The sequence below is a fragment of the Nocardia sp. Tas62D01 genome (genome assembly GCF_055232035.1).
Map to the genome: position 1 here is coordinate 3,772,068 of NZ_JBUYUZ010000001.1, position 17,489 is coordinate 3,789,556.

13 protein-coding genes, 1 tRNA gene and 2 pseudogenes are annotated in these 17,489 nt (G+C 67.4%); 11 read left to right on the forward strand and 5 right to left on the reverse strand.

All coding sequences use genetic code 11. The annotated features are described in order from the left end of the window. Positions 1-242 precede the first annotated feature (242 nt). The 4 genes from topA (at position 243) to ACV7NQ_RS18300 (ending at position 5,229) form a co-directional block, all read left to right on the forward strand. Positions 243-3,056 (forward strand): type I DNA topoisomerase, encoded by a 2,814-nt coding sequence (topA, locus tag ACV7NQ_RS18285; protein WP_463365722.1) that lies wholly within the window; start codon positions 243-245, stop codon positions 3,054-3,056. A gap of 128 nt (positions 3,057-3,184) precedes the next feature. Beyond that, positions 3,185-3,652 (forward strand): mycothiol transferase, encoded by a 468-nt coding sequence (locus ACV7NQ_RS18290; protein WP_463360784.1) that lies wholly within the window; start codon positions 3,185-3,187, stop codon positions 3,650-3,652. Between the two features lie 158 nt (positions 3,653-3,810). Further along, positions 3,811-5,013: a DNA polymerase III subunit delta' gene (locus ACV7NQ_RS18295; RefSeq protein ID WP_463365723.1), complete on the forward strand. Its 1,203-nt coding sequence runs from the start codon at positions 3,811-3,813 to the stop codon at positions 5,011-5,013. A gap of 140 nt (positions 5,014-5,153) precedes the next feature. Next, positions 5,154-5,229 (forward strand) — tRNA-Thr (locus ACV7NQ_RS18300). A gap of 13 nt (positions 5,230-5,242) precedes the next feature. On the opposite strand, the gene ACV7NQ_RS18305 is transcribed toward ACV7NQ_RS18300, so the two are convergent. Further along, a complete protein-coding gene (locus ACV7NQ_RS18305) occupies positions 5,243-6,469 on the reverse strand; it encodes a site-specific integrase (protein ID WP_463360785.1) in 1,227 nt (408 codons plus the stop codon). 134 nt (positions 6,470-6,603) lie between these two features. Beyond that, positions 6,604-7,176: an alpha/beta fold hydrolase gene (locus ACV7NQ_RS18310; RefSeq protein ID WP_463360786.1), complete on the reverse strand. Its 573-nt coding sequence runs from the start codon at positions 7,174-7,176 to the stop codon at positions 6,604-6,606. A 98-nt stretch (positions 7,177-7,274) separates the two neighbouring features. On the opposite strand from ACV7NQ_RS18310, the gene ACV7NQ_RS18315 reads away from it, so the two are divergent. Beyond that, positions 7,275-7,682 carry a winged helix-turn-helix transcriptional regulator gene (locus ACV7NQ_RS18315; protein WP_463360787.1) on the forward strand — a complete coding sequence of 136 codons (408 nt, stop codon included), beginning with the start codon at positions 7,275-7,277 and terminating at the stop codon, positions 7,680-7,682. A 101-nt stretch (positions 7,683-7,783) separates the two neighbouring features. Here ACV7NQ_RS18315 and ACV7NQ_RS18320 read toward each other — a convergent pair. After that, a pseudogene (locus tag ACV7NQ_RS18320) lies at positions 7,784-10,799 on the reverse strand (Tn3 family transposase). Positions 10,800-10,950: 151 nt separating this feature from the next. Between ACV7NQ_RS18320 and ACV7NQ_RS18325 the strand changes: the two are divergent. Genes ACV7NQ_RS18325 through ACV7NQ_RS18335 form a run of 3 tightly spaced genes read left to right on the forward strand, consistent with a single transcriptional unit; the run spans position 10,951 to position 15,451 of the window. Continuing rightward, the gene (locus ACV7NQ_RS18325; RefSeq protein WP_463360788.1) at positions 10,951-12,276 is read left to right on the forward strand and encodes a hypothetical protein; all 1,326 of its coding nucleotides are present in this window, start codon (positions 10,951-10,953) and stop codon (positions 12,274-12,276) included. Continuing rightward, complete coding sequence (locus tag ACV7NQ_RS18330) at positions 12,273-15,218, forward strand: hypothetical protein (RefSeq protein WP_463360789.1); 2,946 nt, start codon at positions 12,273-12,275, stop codon at positions 15,216-15,218. Before ACV7NQ_RS18325 ends, ACV7NQ_RS18330 begins: the two co-directional genes overlap by 4 nt. Beyond that, positions 15,215-15,451, forward strand: a complete 237-nt coding sequence (locus tag ACV7NQ_RS18335) for a hypothetical protein (RefSeq protein ID WP_463360790.1) — start codon at positions 15,215-15,217, stop codon at positions 15,449-15,451. The genes ACV7NQ_RS18330 and ACV7NQ_RS18335 overlap by 4 nt, the downstream gene beginning before the upstream one ends. Before the next feature lie 50 nt (positions 15,452-15,501). Here ACV7NQ_RS18335 and ACV7NQ_RS18340 read toward each other — a convergent pair whose 3' ends face one another. Next, complete coding sequence (locus ACV7NQ_RS18340) at positions 15,502-15,687, reverse strand: hypothetical protein (protein ID WP_463360791.1); 186 nt, start codon at positions 15,685-15,687, stop codon at positions 15,502-15,504. Positions 15,688-15,861: 174 nt separating this feature from the next. Next, positions 15,862-16,146: pseudogene (locus ACV7NQ_RS18345) on the reverse strand (helix-turn-helix domain-containing protein); the annotation flags it as partial. 76 nt (positions 16,147-16,222) lie between these two features. On the opposite strand from ACV7NQ_RS18345, the gene ACV7NQ_RS18350 reads away from it, so the two are divergent. From ACV7NQ_RS18350 to ACV7NQ_RS18360, 3 genes are all read left to right on the forward strand, one after another. After that, positions 16,223-16,537, forward strand: a complete 315-nt coding sequence (locus ACV7NQ_RS18350; protein ID WP_463360792.1) for a transcriptional regulator — start codon at positions 16,223-16,225, stop codon at positions 16,535-16,537. A 307-nt stretch (positions 16,538-16,844) separates the two neighbouring features. After that, positions 16,845-17,150 carry a hypothetical protein gene (locus tag ACV7NQ_RS18355; protein ID WP_463360793.1) on the forward strand — a complete coding sequence of 102 codons (306 nt, stop codon included), beginning with the start codon at positions 16,845-16,847 and terminating at the stop codon, positions 17,148-17,150. Continuing rightward, a complete protein-coding gene (locus tag ACV7NQ_RS18360; RefSeq protein WP_463360794.1) occupies positions 17,134-17,478 on the forward strand; it encodes a hypothetical protein in 345 nt (114 codons plus the stop codon). Before ACV7NQ_RS18355 ends, ACV7NQ_RS18360 begins: the two co-directional genes overlap by 17 nt. The last annotated feature ends 11 nt before the right edge of the window (positions 17,479-17,489 follow it).

The window sequence follows — 17,489 nt, forward strand, 5'->3', positions numbered from 1 at the left end:
TTGAACAGGGCATACTGATCGGCAATGACGCGCGTACGCTCTGTGGTTCGGGTCGCAACCACTCGACCACACACAGCGTCAAGGTATAAACGTGTCTGGTGGCGCTAGAAGGCCGTCGCCGACGCTTGCCCCAGCCGCGCAGTGCATGAACAGCGTCGCGCGGGTCGACAGGAAAGGTGTATTCGCCGGTGGCAACACGAGACCGCGGTGCAGCCGACCAGGGCCGTCCCCTGCGTCGTCTCGTGATCGTCGAGTCCCCGACCAAGGCCCGTAAAATCGCGCCCTATCTGGGTCGCAACTACACGGTCGAGGCCTCGGTCGGTCATATCCGGGACCTGCCGCGCGGTGCTGCGGACGTCCCGGCCAAATACAAGGGGCAGTCCTGGGCGCGCCTCGGTGTCGATGTCGACAACGACTTCGAACCGATCTATGTGGTGAGCCCGGACAAGAAGGCCAAGGTTTCCGAGCTCAAGAGTCTGTTGCAGGACGCTGACGAGCTCTACCTCGCCACCGACCCCGACCGTGAGGGCGAGGCCATCGCCTGGCACCTGCTGGAGACGCTGAAGCCGAAGGTTCCGGTGCGGCGAATGGTGTTCCACGAGATCACCGAGCCCGCCATTCTTGCCGCCGCGGCCGACACCAGGGAACTCGACAGCGATCTTGTCGACGCGCAGGAGACCCGGCGCATTCTCGACCGGCTGTACGGCTACGAGGTCAGCCCGGTGTTGTGGAAGAAGGTCATGCCGCGGTTGTCGGCGGGCCGTGTGCAGTCGGTCGCCACCCGGGTGATCGTGCAGCGCGAACGCGAGCGGATGGCATTCCGCTCTGCCGAGTACTGGGATATCGCGGCGAAGCTCGACGCCGGCGGGGAAAACGGCGACGCCACCAATCCACGGACATTCGGCGCGCGACTGGTGAACGTCGCGGGCGCGAGAGTGGCCACCGGTCGGGATTTCGGTCCGGACGGCCGGCTGAAGAGCACCGGGGTCGTAGTGCTGGACGAGGCGTACGCCCGTCGGCTCGCCACCGCGCTCGACGGCGCCGACCTGGTGGTTTCCTCCGCCGAGGCCAAGCCGTACACTCGTAAGCCGTATCCGCCGTTCATGACCTCGACGCTGCAACAGGAGGCGGGCCGCAAGCTGCGGTTCACCTCCGAGCGGACCATGCGGGTCGCGCAGCGGTTGTACGAAAACGGTTACATCACCTACATGCGCACCGACTCGACCACGCTGTCGGAGTCGGCGATCGCCGCGGCCAGGTCACAGGCGACCCAGCTGTATGGCGCCGAATACGTCCATCCCACGCCGCGTCAGTACACCCGCAAGGTGAAGAACGCGCAGGAGGCCCACGAGGCGATCCGCCCGTCCGGCGATACCTTCGCGACGCCGGGTCAGCTGCACTCGCGTCTGGACAACGACGAGTTCCGCCTCTACGAGCTGATCTGGCAGCGCACCGTCGCCTCGCAGATGGCCGATGCCAGGGGCACCACGCTGACCTTGCGGATCACCGGCGTCGCGGCCACCGGCGAGGAGTGCGTGTTCTCGGCCTCGGGTCGCACGATCACCTTCCCCGGCTTCCTCAAGGCCTACGTCGAGAGCGTGGACGAGGAGGCGGGCGGCCAGTCCGACGACGCCGAATCCCGGTTGCCCGCCCTCGACGAGGGCCAGGCCGTCACCGCGGTGGAGCTGAATCCCGATGGGCACAGCACCAATCCGCCCGCCCGATACACCGAAGCATCGCTGATCAAGACGCTCGAAGAGCTCGGCATCGGACGCCCGTCTACCTACTCGTCGATCATCAAGACGATTCTGGACCGCGGCTATGTGTACAAGCGCGGCAGCGCGCTGGTGCCATCGTGGGTGGCGTTCGCGGTGGTCGGTTTGTTGGAGGCGTATTTCGGCAGACTGGTCGACTTCGACTTCACCGCCGCGATGGAAGACGACCTCGACGCCATCGCCGGTGGGCGCGAGCAGCGCGGAAACTGGTTGTCCAGCTTCTATTTCGGCGGCGATCACGGCGCCGAGGGTTCGGTCGCGCGGTCGGGCGGACTGAAGAAGATGGTCGGCGAACGGCTCGATGACATCGACGCCCGCGAGATCAACTCGATCAAGCTCTTTGCCGACGAGGACGGCCGCGATGTCGTCGTTCGGGTCGGCCGCTTCGGGCCGTACCTGGAGCGAACGGTCACCAATCCCGATGACCCCGAAGGCAATTCGATCTCGCAGCGGGCCAATCTGCCAGACGATCTGCCGCCGGACGAGCTGACCCCCGAGGTTGCCGAGAAGCTGTTCTCCACCCCGCAGGAGGGGCGATCGCTGGGCGCCGATCCGGTGAGCGGGTATGAAATCGTCGCCAAGGAAGGGCGTTTCGGTCCGTACGTCACCGAGGTGCTGCCCGAGCCGCCCGCCGAGGAGGCACCGGCGCCCGCTAAGAAGACGGCGAAAAAGGCTGCTGCGCCGAAGCCGCGGACCGGATCATTGTTCAAGTCAATGGATCTCGCGACGATCACCCTCGACGATGCGCTGAAGCTGTTGTCGCTGCCGCGCGTGGTCGGCGTCGACCCGGCCAATGGCGAGGAAATCACCGCGCAGAACGGGCGCTACGGTCCATATCTGAAGAAGGGCACCGACTCTCGTTCGCTGGCGGATGAGGATCAGCTCTTCATCGTGTCGTTGGAGGAGGCGTTGAAGATCTACGCCGAGCCCAAGCGGCGCGGCAGGCAGGCCGCCAGCACGGCGTCGCTGCGAGAGCTCGGTAATGACGCGGCCACCGGCAAGCCGATGGTGATCAAGGACGGGCGTTTCGGGCCGTACGTCACCGACGGCGAAACCAATGCCAGCTTGCGCAAGGGCGACGAGGTCGAGTCGATCACCGACGAGCGGGCCTCCGAGCTGCTCGCCGATCGGCGTGCGCGCGGACCGGTGAAGAAGAAGGCCGCGGCCAAGAAGACGCCCGCCAAGAAGACGGCGGCGAAGAAGGCCACGGCCACGGCGACGGCGACCAAGACCGCGGCGAAGAAAACGGCCGCGAAAAAGATCGCCGCGAAGAAGTCTTGAGCACTCCCTGGCGCCCGATCGATCGGGCGCCAGGCGGCTCGAAGATGCCGTAGCCTCAGTCCGATCTTTTTACGACCGCGAAAGGACGCCGATGGCCACCGAACACCGAACGCGAAGATCTCGTCGCCGTGCTTGCCAGTCAGCGCGAGCTGTTCCGGATCACGCTGCGTGGCATCGACGATGAGCAGGCGCGTCAGCGCACCACGGCCAGTGAGCTGACCCTCGGCGGACTGCTGCACCACCTGATCAGCTGCGAACGGCACTGGACGACCGTCATCCAGGAACGGGACGAGACGGCGGAACTGGACGTCTCGAAATTCGAGGGCGAGTACGCCATGGGCGCCGATGAGACGGTGGTCGGTCTGCTCGCCGAGTGGGACGAGGTAGCTGCGGCAACCGCGAACCTGATCCGCACGGAAAAGTGCCTGGACACCACCATCCCCACACCAACCGCCCCATGGACGCCGGAGCGAGCCTGGTGGTCGGTGCGCTTCACGGTGCTGCACATCCTGCGCGAGATCGCCCACCACGTCGGGCACGCCGACATCATCCGCGAAGCGCTCGACGGAGCGAACTCCACGTATCAACTAGCCTGATTCGACACCGGGTGATCGGACCGTCCCCGCCCGCTTGGTGGCATGCCGCCGCTGAGCACAACATTCGGTAGCGCTGCATCGTGTCGTCTCGACCTGACACTGCCTGAGCACGCTCTCCGATCACCGTGTCGGTGGGGGCCGCTAGGGTGTACGGCGTGGTGGGTGTCTTCGATCGGCTGGTCGGCCAAGACGTGGTCGAGTCCGAGCTGACGGCTGCCGCGATCGCTGCGCGTGCGGGCGTTGTTTCCGGCGCCATGACGCATTCGTGGTTGTTCACCGGGCCCCCGGGATCGGGGAGATCTGTTGCGGCGCTGTGCTTTGCGGCGGCGTTGCAGTGCACGGACGAGGGGACGCCGGGTTGTGGGCGTTGCCATGCGTGCACGACGACGATGGCGGGGACACACGGTGATGTGCGGCGGGTGATCCCGGAGGGGCTGAGCATCAGCACCAAGGAGATGCGCCAGATCGTGCAGATCGCGTCGCGGCGGCCGAGCACCGGGCGGTGGCAGGTGGTGCTCATCGAGGACGCCGACCGCTTGACGGAGGCGGCGGGCAATGCGCTGCTGAAAGTGGTCGAGGAGCCGCCGGATCGCACGGTCTTTCTGCTCTGCGCGCCGTCGGTGGATCCCGAGGACATCTCGGTGACGCTGCGCTCTCGATGCAGGCATGTACATCTGGTCACGCCGTCGGTGCCCGCCATCGCGCAGGTGCTGCAGGACCGCGACAAGCTCGACGAGAAGACGGCCACCTGGGCGGCCTCGATCAGCGGCGGACACGTCGGCCGGGCCCGGCGCCTTGCCACTGACGAGGAGGCGCGGGCACGCCGCCAGCGGGCGCTGGCATTGGTGTCGGCGGTGGCGCGGCCCGGCGCCGCCTATGCGGCGGCCGACGGGTTGGTGAAGTCGGCCGACGACGAGGCCAAGCAGATGAGCGCGGCCCGCGACGAACGTGAACGGGACGAGCTGGCGACCGCGCTCGGAGCCGGTGGTACCGGCAAGGGCGCAGCAGGCGCGACCCGTGGCTCGGCCGGAGTATTGAAGGACCTGGAGCGCAGGCAGAAGTCCCGCGCCACGCGCACCGGCCGTGACGCCCTCGACCGCGCACTCATCGACGTCGCCGGTGTGTACCGCGATGCGCTCGCGGTCCGCTTCGGTGCCGCCGGTCGCGGTTCCGGAGTCGTGCTCACCCACCCGGACATTGCCGACCAGATCCACGACATCGCCGATCGAGTGCGCCCTGAGGGCCTACTCCGCTCGATCGAGGCCGTCCTCGCCTGCCGAGAGGCCCTCGACCTCAACGTCAAGCCCCGCTTTGCGCTCGCCGCCATGGTCGCCACCTTGATGTCCGCCCAGTCCGCGTGACCGGGTTCGATTAGCGGCATTCACGGACCCCTCCGTGGTGACGCAAGCCGCCGCATCCGGGCCCGACGCTCACGCAGCGATGACCACCCGTTTTCGCGATCCGGCCACCGAGGCGATAGACTCGCCACGCCGAAAGGCACGCCGCCTTAGCTCAGTCGGTAGAGCGCTTCACTCGTAATGAAGGGGTCAGGAGTTCGATTCTCCTAGGCGGCTCCATCGAAAACAGGTGTCAGCCTGCGCTTTTGCGTCTTCGCCGCCGCTCCTTCTGCTTGCCGCCGGAGCCCCCGTTGTCACGGTTTGTCACAACTGACTCCAAACTCGACGCCGCGAGGTTCAAGGCATCGTTCTGAGCATGGATGTAGGTCCGCAGCGTGAACGACGGATCCGCATGCCCTAGCCACGCCGCGATGACCACAATGGGCACGCCCTGCATGTGCATGGTCGTCCCGCACGTGTGTCGCGCGTCGTGCAACCGGATTCGGCGCACCCCGGCCTTCCGCGTGACCTTGTCCCAGTAATCCGACAAGGTGTCCGGGTGGTAGGAGTAACCGGCCTCGTTGCACACCACATGGGTTCCCGGCCCGTATGCCTCTCCCAACGCCAGTCGTTCGGCCACCTGCGCCTTGCGGGCATTCGACAGCACCGCCTTCAGGGTCTGCGGCAGCGGTAGCGTGCGCTCGGATTCCTCGGACTTGGGTTTGTCCTCGACGGCTTTCCCGTTCGCGCTCACGCGGTTGTTCTCGATGGTGATCGTTCCTGCCTCGAACGAGACGTCAGCCCACCGCAGACCACCGATCTCGCCGCGGCGCAACCCGGACAGTGCCAGATGCCATGCGTGCCCATTGCGGTCCTCGTCGGCAGCGGCGAGCAGCTTCCGGACCTCGTCCGGCGTGTAGGTCTCCATCTTCTTCTTGGCCACCGGTAGCCGGTCGACCAACGTAGCCGGGTTGCGCACGAGCAGGCCCTGATCGATCAGCGAGTCCAGCACCGCCTCGATGCGGTCGACCATGTAGTTAAGAGTTCCACCGCTCCAGGGCTTGCGTGTGCGGCCCTTGGCCCGCGGGACCGCGCCCGCCGCGAGATCGGTAACCAGATCATCAATCATCCGCTTGGTCAGCCTCTGCACGGGCAGGGCGCCGTGCCTCTCTCGCAGCGGCATCAATGCCTGGGTGTAGTTCGAGTGGGTGGTACGCCGAACCCGCTTGCCCGCCAACCAATCTCCACATGCCTTCTCGACCGTGAGCGCCGACGAGGCGACGTAGGCTCCCCGCGCAACGGTAGAGCCGACCTCAGCCAACGCGGCCCGAGCTTCCTTCTCGGTCCTGTACCGCTTGCGTGTCTGCCGACGCTTCCCGGTGGTCGGGTCTGTCCCGGCCTCGGTGGTCACCTGGTAACGGATGCTGCCGTCATCGAGCGTGATCTTCTTGATCTGTGGCGGAAGCTGTTGTCTAGTCATCGTTTACGGGCCATCCCTTACCCCGGAGCTGGTCGCTTAACACATCCGCACGCAGCTGCATGGTGGCTCGTATCTCGTCGTCTTCCAAAGCCGAAGGACTACGCGTCAGCCTCGCCGCGACCAGGCGGCTCGGCTCATAGCCCCCCGGCCCGCACGCCCCGGCCACGGGTGCCGGTGCTGAGAAACCACTCGATATATCGCGCTTCGTGGCCGACCAGGACGGTTTCGGCGAGACCGGGAACGGCATGGAACCCGAACCACCACGGCGGCCCCGCGGCAAGGAAGTCCTCGGCGCCGGGGAGTGTGCCCAGCAGTGCTTCCATGGCCACTAGTTGTCGTACTCGGTCGGGTCGTCGCAGGGCCAGCAGGACCGCGACCGGGGTGCCGGCATCGATCGCGACCACGGCTGCGGTGGGTTCGCCGAGGGCATCGAGGATCCCTGCCACATCGGTGGCCAGCGTGCCGGCGTCGTAGCCGTCCACCGCACGGCTGGTGGCCCCGAATCCGCGTAGGTCCGGGGCGATGACCCGGTAGTGCGCGGACAACGGGCCGATGATCTCGCTCCAGAGTCGCCAGGTGTGAGGAAAGCCGTGCAGCAGAACAACTGCGGGGCCAGTGCCGGCGATGGCGACATTGGCGTAGATGCTGTTGGTCTCGATCCGGCGCAGCTCGATCGGGGCCACGGACGGTGGCGGCGTGCGGGACATGAAGCCTCCTTGCAGTCACTATTGGTTACCAGGAAACGGTAGGTAACCTTAGGTTGTGCTGCCAAGACGGCACTTCGGCTACAGATGGTGAGGTCCAGGTGACTACCCGATCAGCGCACGCGAAGGCACCGGGTCGCGGAGATCTGTTCGATCGCGAATGCCCGACACGTCAGTTGCTGGACCGTATCGGCACCAAATGGACGTCGATGGTGGTCAAGGTCCTCGCACAGGCCGCCCCGGGTGAGGTGCGGTTCGCCGAGTTGCAGCGGCGAATGCCCGGTGTGTCGCAGAAGATGCTGTCAGTGACCTTGCACAGCATGACCCGCGACGGTCTGGTCGCCCGTCGAGTGGAGCCGACGGTGCCACCACGTGTGCACTATCGGCTCACCGAGCTGGGCTTGTCACTGGAGGTCCCGTTGGCGGCATTGCGGACCTGGGCGGAGGAGCACATGCCCGAGATCGATCGCGCCAACGACGCATCGACCGACTTCACCGCCAGCGAATAACTTCGGTGGGTCATGCACCCCACGCACTGAACTGCCGCATAGCGCGCGGTTCGAAACGGCCACAGCTGGATGTCGAGCGGGCGCCGTGACCCGTCTGGATATCAAAACAGCGTGTCGCGCATTCGGAGCGGCCGATAGCCGGTCGGCCCGAGCTGCGCCAACTCGGCGTCGATGTCGACCTCGATGGCGCCGAAGAAGTTGATATTCTCCGAGTGAGCCGGGGACACCGTGCGCGAGCACCTCGTCGTCCACCCGGCGGCCCTCACGCCGCATCTGTTCCACTGCTAGCCCGAAATACTCTGTTGTCCAGGCGATTACAGCGTTCGTCGCTAGGGTAAGGCACCACATTTGTTCGGATTGGTCCTCGAGATGCCGGGACCGGATCATGCCCTCGTGGGCATAGAGCAGGTCACGTTTGAGCGCGTGGACCGACTCGCCCCGGTTCAGCTGGCGAGCGATCTTGCGCCGATAATCCGGATCCGACAAATAACGGGCGGCGTAGATCGTACGACGAAGCGCCCCATACTCTTTCAACGCTGCCGCCAGCGCGTTCTGCCGGTTCGACGTCGACAGCTTCCCGACCAGTAGCGACGCGGTCGCGTGCCCGAACTTCAGCGACCCGGTCAAACGAAGCAGATCGTCGTAGTGCTCGCCGATAAGGTCGAGATTCAGTTTGCGGGTCAGCAGCGGTCCGGCACACGGGAACCGTGACTCGATGTCCGCACGCGATCCCGGCCGGTACAGGGTGATCTTGCCCAGGTCCCGGATGCGGGGCGAGAGCTGCATACCGAGCAGGTCGAACAGGGCAAAGTTGACCAGGGTCACGCCGTGCGTATCGGTCGCGTGCTCGGTGATCGGCAGATCCTCGGCGTTACCCAGGATCTCGTCCAGAACGTAGTGCGCCTCACGCCGCGTCGTGACGATCACCTTGGTCCCGTAGGTGGTGTGCTGATCGGTGACATGGGTATAGGTCGACAGGCCCTGCTCGGCGAAGAAATGCGGGACCGTGCGGGCGGTGGTCGACTTGCCGCGCGTCGGGAACCGCTGCCCGTCACTGGAAGACAGTGTGCCACCACCGAAAGTCGCGGTCAGCGGCAGCCTTTGGTGGTAGCCGATGATCGCCAAGTTCGCCGCCCGCAGCGTTTCCTCCCGCACGTACCATTCCTCGGTCCACCGCAGAATGTCGTAGGAGATCCCGCACGCATCGGCCATGCTGCGCAACCCCAGGTTGGTCGCGTTGGCCAAAAGGACCGCGATCAGGTTGCGTTTCAGATCCGAGCTGCGGGCATGCTTGCCGGTGGCGTGGGTGAAGCAGTCCAGGTAGCCGGTGCGTTTGTCCAGCTCGATCAGCAGCGACACGATCGGCGCGAACGGCAACATATCGGTCAGCTCCGCTTTGAGTTCGGCCGCCTCGGCCGGCACATCCTCCGCAGTCAACGGCGAGATCACCAGGTCACCGTCATCATCGAGGCGGACCGGGCCATCACCATCGGCGAGGACCTTCTCCAGCTCACCAACCGACTCGTGCAGTTCATCGACCGCGTCTGCCAGGGCGCGAGCCGGATCAGCGGATTTGCCGACCAGACGGCAGAATTCGGCGCGCTGGGGCTCCCACTGCTCGGGCGTGAGCAGATACGCCGCCGGATCGGCGTACCGGCGTGAGCCAGGCACGTACACGTCCCCGCTGCGGAGCCCGTCGCGCAAGCCCAGCAGCACGCACAGCTCCCAATAGTGCCGGTAGGCGGTGGGATTGCCGGATTTGCGGGCCTCTTCGAGGTAGCCGCGCCACTTGGTCGGCACGAATCCGGCGGGAGCCTCGTCGAACACCTTGCGGCGGCTGGTGGCGTTCAGCTCGCGCAGCATGGCCACCGCGATCAGCAGTTCGGTCGCCGCGGTGCCGCCGGCGAACCCGACGCTCGACAGCACGTGCGGGGTGAACTGCCGCAGATAGCTGTAGGAGGCGTTCAGGGCCGCCAGATGCCCGTGATCACGCGGCAACCGTGGCTTGGCCTGCGCGGCCGCGGCCCGCAGGCGCTCCAAGCCGATCCGTTCTCCGCGCACCAAGCCCCCGACCTGCTCGTCGGGGATTGCGGGATCGTTGATGATCGCCAGCAGCTCATCGAGAAGGGCTTGCCGGTCCTCACCGGATTTTCCACGTTCGGCCAGTTCGTCTTTCATCCGTTTTTCGGCGGTACTGAATTTCGCCGAGATCGCCTGGTCGAACAACGCGACCACCTCATCGAGCACATCGGCGGCCGACTGCGCCAGCACCGTGAGCAGGATCGGATGACGCCGCTGCGGTTCCCGCCGCTCCAGGGCCTGCGGCGTCAACCGGCGGCCCATCGTGGCCAGAAACCGGCGGCGCTCGGCGGGCAGCACCGACATGTCCAAGCGATCAGCACCCAGGTCGCGTAGGAACCCTAGCTTGTCGACCTCGGCCTTCACCGCCGCCGCGGATGCTTCCACCGGTCCGGTCGACAGCCACCGCAATCGCGACATCTTCAGCGAGACATCGGTGACCAGCAGCCCGTCCAGCTGCGCACACCGCTGCGGGGTGAGTTCGTGGGCCAGCCGGTCATAGGTTTCCCGTTGCGCCTGCTCGCGGGCGTGAGCCACGTGCTCCACCAGGACCACCGGGCCCGGCCGGATCACCTTCGCCGAGATCAGGTATTCACACGCCAACCGGAACAGCAGCGTCGGCGAATCGTGCTCCATCGCCCGTGCCAGCAGGAACTCGTCCAGCTCCTTCAGCTCCATCGTCCCCGGCCCCCGCCAGCCCAGATATTGCGCCACCAACCGCAGGTGATCGGTGCGTGTCTGCGCGCGGCGGCCGTACGAATTGATCGCGCTCGCCTCGACATTCAGCTCGGCAGCCAGCCGGGCCACCGCCACCGGCGGCGCCGTCGACACCTTGTCCGGCACGAACCCGAGCCAGGGCAGCGTGCACAGCGCAACAGCTATTCCCAACCGGTCTGCCGGGCCACGGCCGCGGCCTGGCGCGATGAACGCCAAATCCGATGGGGTCAGCTTGAAGAACCGGTACAGCTCCTCGCGACTGATCTCCGGGAACTCGCGTAGCCGCGCCAACTCCTCGTCCGCGAATACCCGCGTCGCCACGAACCCCGACCTCCACCACGCCGACCAGCCTCAACCGCACCCCAGCCAAGCACTACCAGCCGAAACACGCATCCCGAGCACGAAACTGGGCTGATACCAACGGATTACGCATATCCGTTGTTTTTTCGGCGATTACTACCGGAACCCCCCGATGCAGCACCCCGAGGGCGCGACAGCGTGGGAGTTCGAGACCGAGGAGTTGACCACCGCGATCGTGTCGACGATCCGAGACGGTGAGCACCAGGTGGTTACCGCGGGTGAGGCCGCCCGCCTGGAGCGGCTGGTGGCGGCGATGGCCTCCTTCGAGGAGGTCCGTGGTGTGAGCGGAGAGGACGCCTGGAAGCTGGCGTGTGATCTGGACGCGTACGGGGTGTGGCTGACGGTGCGGGCGATGCGCATCGTCAACCACCTGACCGACGACCCGCGTGAGTGGACCAACTCCCGGGGCGAGTTCGTCGACGCGATCGGGCTGCACCCGTTCCGTCCCGACAGCCTGCACCCGGCCGATCACCAGCTGCTCGACCGCACCGGGATTGAGCAGGCTTTCGCCGAGTTGGCTGTGGCTGCGGACCCGTTCATGGAGCAGACCCTGCTTACTCGGCCACGCGCTCGGCTCGACGGCGCCGAGCTGCGTTTCGTCGATGCCGCGGAGTCCATCCTGGTCACCGCTCGCGCTACTTCCGTGCTGTCCGCGTCGGAGGCCGGGCGCGCTGAGCGGGTGGTCGCGGCGCTGGCCGCTGGTGAGTGGACCGCCGACATTGTGCGCGACGGCCGGGCCTGGCAGCTGGTCACCAACCCCGACGCGTATTCGGCGTGGATGACCGCCCGCAACTTGGCCATCCACGCCGCTGCCGGGCAGGACAACGGGCTGCCCGTTGATCGGGACGTGATGGCCGCCCAGGTCGCCGAGTTGCGCGGTGAGGCGGTTGAAAAGGCTGGTCCGGTTAACAACCTGGGCGACTGGAATTCGAGGCAGGGGCGGCAGACGGACGAGGCGATCGTGGCCGCGCAGATCATCGAGAACCCGGCTCTGGCGGCGGATTTGCTGTCGCACGACACGCGGACCACCGCCGAGGTGGCCACCGCGATCGTCGCGACCGCGCACGGACAGTTGCGAGAGTGGCAGAGCCTGCGCAAGGACTACACCCACCTGCGGGGTGAGCTCGCGGAGCTGCGGGCCACGGTCGACAAGGCCGCCGAGCAGGCGATCGCCGACCAGCGAGAGCTGACACGGCTGCGCGGCGACAACGAGCGGTTGCAGAGCGCGGCAATGGATTTCGCCGCCGACCTGGGCATCACGCCCACGCGCATGACCGTGCCGGTCGCGATGGCGCCGGTGGCCTACTCGGTCACCGCGTCGCCGGAGTTCCCGGTTCCGGTGAACACGCAGTCGGTGGAGCCGTCGCAGCCGTGGTGGCGCCCGATCTCGCAGAGTTTGGGTCTGAGCGCCCGATCTGAGCGTGGGGCCTCCCGGTGAGCAAGCCGGAGCAGCAGACGACGGCCGCGGCTGCGCGGCCGTCGTTCGACCGTATCACCGCAGCCCTGGACGCCCACGCCGTCGCGAACCGCCACAAGGCTGGTCCTGCATCGTCGTACGGGGAGTGGACCAAGTACCGGTGCCCCAGCCATGACGACCACAACCCCAGCCTGGGCCTGATCTACGACGCGGAGAAGCAGCGCACAACGGTGCGCTGCTTCACCGGGGAGTGCACCGACACCGAAGTCCTGCACGCGATCGGGCTGGATGTGCGGGATCTGTTCGACGCCCCGCGCCGCGGCTTCCGCCCCCGCACACCGCAGCCCGGGCAGGCCCGTCAGCCCGGCCAAGGCACGAGCCGCGAGCAGGGCGGGGGCCGGGAGCGCAGCAACGTTGTCCCGTTCGAGTCACGTCGTGACCGGCTCGGAAAGGTGACCGGTCCTCGCCGGGAGGCCGCGATCTACAGCTACACCGATGAGCGGGGCAACCCGCTCGGGGAGGTTGTGCGCGTGCATATCCCGCACGAGCACGGCATCGAGAAGCAGTTCCGGCAGCGCAAATGCGATGCGGGCGGCCGCTGGTCCGGCGGCGGGTTCGCACCCGTGCTCTACCGGCTGCCGTATGTGAGCCAGGCCGTCGCCGACGGCGAAACCATCTGGCTGGTCGAGGGCGAGAAGGACGCCGACCGCGCCCATGGTGCGGGTCTGACCGCCACCTGTAATGCGATGGGCGCGGGCTCGTTTCGGCCCGAGCACGCCCACCAGCTGCGCGGCGCGGCGCGGGTGGTGATCGTGGCCGACAAGGACCAGCCCGGCTACCGGCACGCCGCCCGAGTGGCGCAGATGCTGACCGGTCGCGTGGGGGAGCTGCTGGTCGTGGAGGCCGCGACCGGCAAGGACCTGTCCGACCACATCGACGCCGGGCACGGCCTGGACCTCGGTGAGTTCGTGCGCGTCGACTCCTCGGTCTTGGCCGCTGCGCTCAATGCCCCACCCGCCGGCCATCCCCACCAGCCCCCGCCCCAGCGCTCCCACGACCCGCAGCAGCAGGCCGCTGCCCCGGCCCCGGAGCACGAGCACGAGCCGCCGCCGGACCCTGCCGACGACGACATCACCCCCTTGGAGGAGGAACCTGTGAGCGAGCACGCCGCAGACATCGACCACGCCGCCCGCGAGATGGCGGTACTCACCCGGATGCTGCTGAGCCTCATGACCCAGTGGGCGCAGGCGGCGGCCGCGCGGCGTCAGCGGAGCCTGGAGTACGCCGCCCGCCAGGCCGCCGCCTGCGCCGAGCTCGCGGAGAAGCGGCACGAGGCCGAACGCAAAGCGATGCACGCCAGCCTCGACGGTGCCGGGTCGGACAACTGGTGGAAGACCGCCAGCGCCGACGACGTCGTCGAAACCTGGTACGAAGCGAACTCGTGGAGCGTTCATGACACGAAAGCCGAACAGGTGCGCCAGAACCTGGCCGCCGGGCTGCGCGACCGCTGGAACATCGACGTCGACGAACTCTCCCGCGGCGCCGACCCCGACGCGATCGAGCGGGTGGTGCACAACGCTTACTCCGACGGCGCAAGCCTGGATCGAGCCCGGCTGGCGCAGAAGTACGCGATCAACGCCACCGCCGAAATCGGCAGCCTCAGCGACGACCAGCGCAAAGCCGTCTACGCCGCGATCGAGGAATACACGCACGCGGCGGCGAAATCCCTGGGGATGCAGCGCAGCTCGACACCACCATCGCCAGGTGTGGAAGCCACCCAGGAAGCGGCGCGGGCCCGGGTGCGGTTCCTGCTCGCCGAGGCCGACGAGCCCGCCCAGGACAAGGTGCTGTTCGCCCTGGACTACCTGACCACCGACCCGCGTGCGGCGATCAGGCAAGCCAACTGGGGTGCCGACGCCGACACCCGCGCGAAGATGGACCTCGCGCTGCTCGACTACCAGGCCCGCCTGGCGCGTGGCGCCGACACCAGCCAGATCGTCTCGCAGCTCACCCGTCTGGTCGCCGACCTGCCCGAAGCCGACCGCGACAACGCCCGCGCCCGCGGGAAGGCGATCAAAGCCGCGCCCGCCCAGGAGTTTCAGCCGTTGTGGCCGGGCGCGGTCGACAAGGACGCGCTGGGGCAGAAGATCACCGACTACGTGCGCGCGGCGCGCTCCCAGATCGAGACCGATCAGGCCAAGGCCGCGAAGCTGCGCGAGGAGATCGAGGCCGCCACCAAGGCGAAGGGCTCCGGCCTGGCCCCGATCGAACGCGACGCGATCAACCTCGCGCTGGCCGACGCCGACGCACCCGGCACCGGCCCGGAACCGAAAACCGTATGGGCAGACAAGGAATCGGCCTACCGCGCCCGCCGCAACGAGGCACACCAAGAGGCTGAGCGCCGCGCTGAGGCGACCCGCGCGGCAGTCGTGACCGTGCTCGCCGGCGGCGGGCACCAGGTGGAGGACGGCAACGCGCAGAAGTACGACCCGGTGTGGAACGCGGTCACCCGCCTGACCCGCGACACCACCGACGCGTTCGTCAACGGCGAAGTCCAGCCCGACGCCCTGGTCTCCCACCGCCGCGCCCTGTCGGATGCCCTGGACCAGGTCGGCGTCACCGATCGGGAAGCGCGCCAGCAGATCACCGCGGCCACGACCCGCCTGGAGACCGAGTCCGTCGCCGCGGCCGCGACCGTGCGGCGGCAGAAAGCCGAGCAGGCCAAAGCGCGGGCGGATGTCCCGGGGTGGGACAGCCCGTCACGCCGCGAGCAGCTCGTCGAGGAGCTGACCGCGCTCGGTGTCGACCGCGAACAGATCACCGCGCTGCTGCTCACCGACCTCGCCCAAGCCCGCCCCGGCGGCGCAGCCACCGCCCCCGGTGAGGCGCCGAAAGCCCGGCGCACCTCCCAGGGCGCGGGCGTGGAGCTGGGCCGCAAACGCGGGCGGGAAGGCCGAGCGTGATACGCCACCAGCTCATCCCGCCCGGTCTCGTCGCCGTTGCCGTCGCGCTGGTAGCCGCCGCTACCCCCGCGACGGCCAGGCAGCCGCCGATCGTGACCCACGACTTCCACCTCTACCCGGTGGGAACCCTCTGCGCGCTCGGCCCCGGCCCGCCAGGCCGGATCGCCGACGCCGACGGCGGCCACCACATCTGCGAACAGCGGATCCCCGGCACCAACAAGTACTACGCCTGACCTACCCGCACACGAGAAGGGCCCCGCCGATCGGCGGGGCCTTCTCGTGTTCAGCGCAAGTAGTGGATGCGCGGCCGCGGCCAGTGCGCCGGGCAGTAGTGCCGGTTCCCCAGGAACCAGCCCCGGCCCTTCGCGATCGTGTGCAAGGCGTGCTCGGTGGCGAGATCCCCGACTTCCTCGATCATCTCGCGGCACTCCGACTGGTCACACACCAGCCACAGCGAATTACCGATCATGCCCCGAGTATCAGGTGTCCCGACCGACACAAACCAGAGCCGCCCTGCGCCTACGGACACCCCGCCCCAGGGCGTCGCGGCAAGGGATCGGCACTTGACACGTCATGGCGGAGTGGCGGCTTCGGCCACGGGCTGGCCTCACGTCTTCGTGTTCAAAACCGGACAATCCGCAGGTCAGGACGCGGCGGCTTCGGCCCGCAAGTAGCTGTAGACGGTTTCGCGGCTGACGCCGAACTCTTTCGCCAGGGCCGCTTTGGACTCCCCGCCAGCCGCGCGGGCGCGCAGCTGGTTCGCTTGCTCGGCGGTAAGCGCGGGCTTGCGGTCGGTGTAGGCGCCGCGAGCCTTCGCCGCCGCGATGCCCTCACGCTGACGCTCGAGGATCAAGGCGCGCTCGAACTCGGCGAAGGCACCCATCACCGAAAGCAGCAGGTTCGCCATCGGCGAATCCTCCCCGGTGAAGGCAGTGCAGGAACACAGACGAAAGTAGCGCTAACGAGTTACCGCACATAGTTACTCGCTATGCGCGATAGCTCGGATGGCGACCTGGTGTTTTGACCGGCTGCTGTCGGACCCGACACGACTGGCGCTCATGTCGGTGCTGTCCGCGGCGCAGTGGTGTGATTTCGCGTTCCTGCGCGATGCGGTCGCACTGTCGGACTCGGCGCTGTCCAAACAGTTGGCCACGCTGCGCAAGGACGGTTACATCGAGCAGCAGCGCACCTATTCCGGCCGGATACCCAAGACCACCGTGCGCGCCACCGACCACGGATTGCGTTGCCTGGCAACACATGCCGAGGCATTGCAGGCGATCCTCGACCGCGCCGGCGCACCGCAGCCCGACCGGCGATAACCACCGAAATACCGGCGATAACCACCGAAATTAGGGGTACCACCATGTTCGACAACCGGCTCCGAGCACGTCTGGCCGTTCTCACCGCAGCGATCGGCTGCTGCGCAGCCCTCACCGCAACCGCGTCCGCTCAGCTGGCCGACTCGATCCACGTCGAGGGCAATCCGGACTCGACAGACGGCATATATACGTTCGAAGGTTCCGCCACCTGCAACGGAGGCGGGCAGGCCGATATCGAGCTCGACGGCTCGCTGACGTCGAGCAAAGGCAATTCCGACCTGGGTCCCGCCCAGGGGACCTCGATCACTTGTCACAGAAGATACGCAGCCAGCGGGGCGTGCTGGTCTGCACCGACCGGGTCAGCGGGATCCGCCCGGATCTGGTGATCGACTCGCATCCCACCGAGTGCATCGGCGTCGGCCGCGGATCCGGCCGGGTACAGCAGATCAGGGTGGTCATCGATGTCTACGGCCGCAATACCGCCCCGCGACGCGGCGAACTGCTGCTCGGTGCCGCCGACATCGCCGGACGCACGGCCTGGACTCGCATACCTCGCCGGCGTACACGACTGCCGCGCACCGCTGGGGTCGCGCCGGATGACCGGACAAGGTGATGATGCCGCCGGTGCGTCGTATCGGCGGCTATCTCCTCCGCGAATCGTGCTGGTGGACCCGACCCGCATCTGGGTTCCCCCACGAGCGCAGCCGCGAGGGCAGACGATCGGGATGCGCGCCCACAGTTTCGACGCATGCCCGACCACCAGCTGGCTCCGCGCGACCCAATACGCCTGGATTCTTCTGCGCGTCACCGATGCCTGCTGGTACGCGGAGATATCGCTCGACCTCCGTACACGAAATCGACAGCGGGAGAAAACCGTTCATCAGTGGGTGCCGTGGGATGCCGTGCGTCTACTGACCGCCGAAGAGCGCCAGCAGTGGTGATGCGGGGCTCA